Origin of the sequence: Oharaeibacter diazotrophicus, assembly GCF_004362745.1 — a bacterium.
Taxonomy (GTDB): Bacteria; Pseudomonadota; Alphaproteobacteria; order Rhizobiales; family Pleomorphomonadaceae; genus Oharaeibacter; species Oharaeibacter diazotrophicus.
In genome coordinates, this window is record NZ_SNXY01000003.1 from 1 (window position 1) to 2,331 (window position 2,331).

Annotated in this window: 2 protein-coding genes and 1 pseudogene; all 3 read right to left on the minus strand. The window is 69.9% G+C overall.

Features of this window, described 5'->3' with window-relative positions; all coding sequences use genetic code 11:
• Positions 1 to 176, minus strand: a pseudogene (locus EDD54_RS00120) (sugar ABC transporter permease); the annotation flags it as partial.
• 3 nt (positions 177 to 179) lie between these two features.
• The gene (locus tag EDD54_RS00125) at positions 180 to 1,253 is read right to left on the minus strand and encodes an ABC transporter ATP-binding protein (protein WP_126540730.1); all 1,074 of its coding nucleotides are present in this window, start codon (positions 1,251 to 1,253) and stop codon (positions 180 to 182) included.
• 13 nt (positions 1,254 to 1,266) lie between these two features.
• A partial coding sequence (locus EDD54_RS00130) for an ABC transporter ATP-binding protein (protein ID WP_245515599.1) occupies positions 1,267 to 2,331 on the minus strand: 1,065 nt, incomplete at its 5' end.

The following is a 2,331-nucleotide window of genomic DNA, read 5'->3' on the forward strand; positions in this document are numbered from 1 at the left end:
GAGGCGAGCACCTCCTCGAACCACTGTGTCCCCGCCCAGAAGAACTCGTTGTTCCCGAAGGTGTCCTGGACGGAGTAGTTGACCACCGTCATCAGCGGAATCACCGCGGAGAAGGCCACCAGCAGCACCACCGGCGCCACCATGAACCAGGCCTTGTTGTTCCAGGTCTTCTCCATCCCTCAGACCTCCGGCTCGACCAGGTGGCCGTCGACGTAGACGTTGACGCGGGCCGGATCGAGCACCGCCCGGGCATCCCCCGGGATCGGCGCACCCTCCTTCACCACCGCGTTGATCTCCTTCTCCCCGAGCCGCGCCCGCACGATCCGGTAGCGCCCGACGTCCTCGACCGCCCTGACCGTGATCGGCACCCCCGCCGCCCCGTCGACCAGCCGCACGAACTCCGGCCTGACCCCGATCTCGACCTTGCCCGTCTGCGGCCGGTAGCGCCGCCCGAGCGCGATCTCGTGGCCGCCGACCCTTGCCAAGTCGCCCGCCACCTCCGCCGCCATCACGTTCATCCCGGGCGAGCCGATGAAGTAGCCGACGAAGGTGTGCCGCGGGCGCTCGAACAATTCGTCCGGCGTGCCCACCTGCACCACCTCGCCCTCGTACATCACCACCACCTTGTCCGCGAAGGTCAGCGCCTCCGTCTGGTCGTGCGTCACGTAGATCATCGTGAAGCCGTAGCGCTTGTGCAGATGCTTCAACTGCGAGCGCAGCCGCCACTTCATGTGCGGGTCGATCACCGTCAGCGGCTCGTCGAACAGGATCGCGTTGACGTCCTGCCGCACGAGGCCACGCCCGAGCGAGATCGTCTGCTTCTCGTCCGCCGTCAGACCGCGCGCCCGCCGCGACAGCTTGTCGGTCAGCCCGATCATCCCCGCGGTCTCGCGCACCGCCCGGTCGACCTCCGCCTCCGGAACCTTCCGGTTCCGCAAGGGGAACGCCAGGTTGTCGTAGACGCTCATGGTGTCGTAGATCACCGGGAACTGGAACACCTGCGCGATGTTGCGCGCCTCCGTCGGCAGCCGCGTCACGTCCTGGCCGCCGAACAGGATCCGCCCGCGCGAGGGCACCAGGAGCCCCGAGATCACGTTCAGGAGGGTGGTCTTGCCGCAGCCCGACGGGCCGAGCAGGGCGTAGGCGCCGCCGTCGTCCCAGGTCAGGTCGACCTCCTTCAGCGCGAAGTCGGACGGACGCGTCGGGTTCGGACGGTAGGCGTGGGCGATGTGGTCGAGGTCGATCCGGGCCATGGGGCCTCTCCTGTCAGGCCGCGAGGGGACGCGGGCGGGCCGCCAGCCGGCCGGCGGCGTCGAACACGAACAGCCGCTCAGGGTCGAGCCACACCGTCACGGCGTCGTCGACCTCCAGCGCCCGCACCCCGTGCGCCAGCGCCACCCAGCGCGCGTCGGCGACGTCGACGTGCACGAAGCTCTCCGAGCCGGTGATCTCCGTCACCGCCACCGTCGCCGGCGCCGCCACCGCCGCCCCGCCCGGCGGGTCTAGGAACAGGTGGTGCGGCCGGAACCCCAGCGTGTAGCGCCCGTCCGGCAGGTCGCGGTCCTGCGACCCCGTCGGGATCGAAAGGCCCCCGGCGTGCACGAAGGCGTCGCCGCGCTTCTCCACCGCCAGCGTGTTCAGCGGCGGGTCCGAGAAGGTCTCGGCGGTCAAGAGGTCGACCGGCCGGTTGAACACGTCGATGGTCGGTCCGAACTGGGTCACCCGCCCCTTCGACAGCGTCGCGGTGTGGCCGCCGAGCAGCAGCGCCTCGGTCGGCTCGGTGGTGGCGTAGACGAAGATCGCGCCGGTCTCGGCGAAGATCTTCGGCAGCTCCGCCCTGAGTTCCTCGCGCAGCTTGTAGTCGAGGTTGGCGAGCGGCTCGTCGAGCAGCACCAGCGAGGCGCCCTTGACGATCGCGCGCGCCAGCGCCGTGCGCTGCTGCTGGCCGCCCGAGAGCTCGAGCGGCGTCTTCTTCAGGTGATCGGTCAGCCTGAGCAGCTCCGCCGCCGCGCCGACCTTGCGCGCGATCGTCGCCGCGTCGGCGCCGGCCACCTTCAGCGGCGAGGCGATGTTCTCGTAGACCGTCAGCGTCGGATAGTTGATGAACTGCTGGTAGACCATCGCGACGCCGCGCTTCTGCACCGGCACCCCGACGACGCTCTTCCCGTCGATCCGGATGTCCCCGCTCGTCGGACGATCGAGCCCCGCCATCAGCCGCATCAGGCTCGTCTTGCCCGACAGCGTCGGACCCAGCAGCACGTTGAGGCTCCCCGCCCGGAGCGTCATCGACACCCCCGATACGTGATCCTCTCCACCCACCGTCCGTCCGAC